The sequence below is a fragment of the Nonomuraea sp. NPDC001684 genome, from assembly GCF_053596515.1.
This window is the reverse complement of record NZ_JBSFGJ010000763.1, coordinates 1-2,635: the sequence shown is the minus strand read 5'-3', so window position 1 is coordinate 2,635 and position 2,635 is coordinate 1. Positions and strand designations below refer to the sequence as shown.

The following is a 2,635-nucleotide window of genomic DNA, read 5'->3' as shown; positions in this document are numbered from 1 at the left end:
GCACAGCAGCAGGCCCACGCGTACGGGTGCCAGCGTCAACGCGGTCACCGAGCCGATGGCCAGCCCGACGCCGAGGGCGGAGCCGACGATGCCCCAGCCGACCGCACCGCCCTCCAGGTGGCGTGCCGCGTACAGCGGCCCCAAGACCGTGAACCCGGCTCCCCAGCATGCCGACGTCAGCGCCTGGAGGCCGGTCAGCGTCCACAACCAGCGGCGACCGGCGAACGCGGACAGACCCTCGATCAGCTCCCTGGCGAACCCGCGCCGCTCGGGTCGGACGGCTGCGGCCGGCACGCGCACCATGCGGAACACCGCGCCGGACAGCAGGTAGGTGACCCCGTCCCAGCCCACTACCCAGCCCGGCGAGACGGAGGCGATCACCAGCCCGGCGATCGTGGGCCCGGCGATCGCGACGAGGTTGCCGGCGATCTGCAGCAGGGCGTTGGCCGGGACGAGGGCGCCGGGTTCGACGATGCTGGCGATCAGCCCCTTCGCCGCGGGGGCGAAGAACGCGCCGGCCGCGGCGGTCAGCACCGCCAGGCCGCCCAGGGACCAGACAGTCGCCGAGCCGCTCAGGAACAGCGCGGCGGAGACGCACTGGCTGACGCCGCAGACGAGCTGGCACGTCACGATGATCCACACCCGGGGCAGCCGGTCGGCCAGTACCCCGGCGCCCGGGGTGACGGTCAGGAAGACCAGCATGCTGGCGGTCGCCACCACGCCGATGGCGGTGCCTCCGCCGTCCTGGTCGATGAGTGCGAAGGCCAGCCCGGCGGGGGCCGTGGTGGTGCCGAGGACCGAAGCGGTACGCCCCACGGCGTAGCGGCGGAAGTTCCGGTTCCGGCGCAGCAGCTCCACGGCGGCGCCAAGGCGCTCCCGCATCACCGCTTCGGGCCCCGTTCAGCCGGCACGTGCCGCTGGAGGGCGACCGTGGCGCTCGGGACGGAGATCCCCGGCGACGCCGACGCGATCAGCTCGTCCGACCGAGGAGGACCAGTCCGTGATCCAGCAGCTTCGTGCATGGCTCCTTCTCCGAACCTCTCACGCGCTTGCTCGGTCCAGCGTCTCACCTGGCCGACGTCCCATCTGGTCGGCGTGGCAGGCGCGCGCCGAGCGGTCGCACCGGTACGGTGCGAAGCCTCCTCTCGGTCAAGGAGCAGACTGTGTCATCGCTCATCGCTCATCTCGTCTCAGCCGTCGGTCACCAGGAGCTGCGCCGTCGGGCAGGTGCGGGAGCGACCTGTGGCGATCACTGACGCGGACATATCGAGCGCCGTCCGGGACCACCTCTCGCGTTTCCCGGACGAGGCCGCGCTGCTGTCCGAGCCGCTCCGCCTGCTGGCCGAGGGCCGCGATTTCGCCTCGCGGCGGAACTTCCCGATGCACGTGACCGCCGGCGCGCTGCTGGTCCGCGACGGCACCGAAGTCCTGCTCGTCGAGCACCGCGCCTACGGGATCCTGTTGCAGCCTGGCGGCCATCTGGAGCCGGCCGACACCTCACTGATCGACGCAGCGGTGCGCGAGCTGGCGGAGGAGACCGGAATCGACCCCGCGCAGGTCATGCCGGCGTCGCAGACCCCCGTCTACATCGAGTACGCCCGCGTTCCGGCCCGACCGCAGAAGGGCGAGCCGGCGCACCATCACCTCGACATCGGGTACGCGTTCGTGACGCACGCGGACCTGGGGCCGATCCAGGAGTCAGAGGTGACGGACGCGGCCTGGTACCCGCTCGGCGAGGCCGAGCGGCTCGTCGGCCCGCGCATCGCGCGAGCCGTGCCGGCCCGCGATTAGCCCCCGTCGGCCGCGGCGTCCCTCAGTCGAAGGACGGTCTGACGCCCTGCTGCCGGCTCCGCTTGAGCTCGAAGAAGTCCTCGGTCCCGGCGACCAGGACCAGGCCGTCCCAGAGCCTGCCGGCTGCCTCGCCGCGTGGCGCCTGCCTGATCACCGGGCCGAACAGGGCCATGCCGCCGACGCGGAGAACGGGAGTTCCGACGTCGAGCCCCACCTCGTTGAAGGCCTCATCGTGGGAGTCCCTGATGAGCTGATCCAGCTCGTCGCTGTCGGCGGCTGCCGCCAACGCGGCGGGCAGGCCCACCTCTGCGAGGGCTTCGGTGATGACCGTGGGGTCATCGCGACGCTTCTGGTTGTGGAAGCGGGTGCCGATCGCGGTGTACAGCGGGCCGAGAACGCCGCGGCCGGCGTGCTCGGCGGCGGCCGCGCAGACTCGCACCGGCCCCCAGGCCTTCTCCATCTGGTTCCGGTCGTCCTCGCTCACCCCCTCGCCCTTGCGCTGGACGAGGTTCAGGTGGGCCAGCGACATGACCCGCCAGTCGGCGTGCACCGGCCGTACCTTCTCGACCTCCAGCAGCCAGCGCGAGGTGACCCACGCCCAGGGGCACAGCGGGTCGAACCAGAACGGGACCTCGACGAGCTCCGGCTCTTCCGTGGTCGTCATGATGCCTTCCTTCCTCTCGGACCGATCTCGCAGAGGGGCGGCGTGCGCCGGCAACGTGTCGGGTTCGTGGCTGGGCAGGCTGAGGATGAGGTGCTTGGCCATCGGGATGGTGTCCACAAGGTCGATGCGGGCCAGCGTTCGCCCTGGTTGTATATCACGGCGGCGCGCTGGACAAGATCC

The 2,635-nt window shown here is 71.7% G+C and carries 3 protein-coding genes; 1 reads left to right on the top strand and 2 read right to left on the bottom strand.

Features of this window, described 5'->3' with window-relative positions:
* Positions 1 to 882, bottom strand: an 882-nt coding sequence (locus tag ACWCSD_RS51335; protein ID WP_449926978.1) for an MFS transporter, incomplete at its 3' end; no start/stop codon positions are given.
* Between the two features lie 360 nt (positions 883 to 1,242).
* On the opposite strand from ACWCSD_RS51335, the gene ACWCSD_RS51330 reads away from it, so the two are divergent.
* Positions 1,243 to 1,791 (top strand): NUDIX hydrolase, encoded by a 549-nt coding sequence (locus ACWCSD_RS51330; protein WP_397158093.1) that lies wholly within the window; start codon positions 1,243 to 1,245, stop codon positions 1,789 to 1,791.
* Positions 1,792 to 1,813: 22 nt separating this feature from the next.
* On the opposite strand, the gene ACWCSD_RS51325 is transcribed toward ACWCSD_RS51330, so the two are convergent.
* Positions 1,814 to 2,455 carry a mycothiol-dependent nitroreductase Rv2466c family protein gene (locus ACWCSD_RS51325; RefSeq protein WP_449926975.1) on the bottom strand — a complete coding sequence of 214 codons (642 nt, stop codon included), beginning with the start codon at positions 2,453 to 2,455 and terminating at the stop codon, positions 1,814 to 1,816.
* Positions 2,456 to 2,635: the final 180 nt, after the last annotated feature.

Coding starts and splice junctions, on each gene's coding strand:
- ACWCSD_RS51325 (WP_449926975.1), bottom strand. CDS start 2,455: ATGACGACCACGGAAGAGCCGGAGCTCGTCGAGGTCCCGTTCTGGTTC.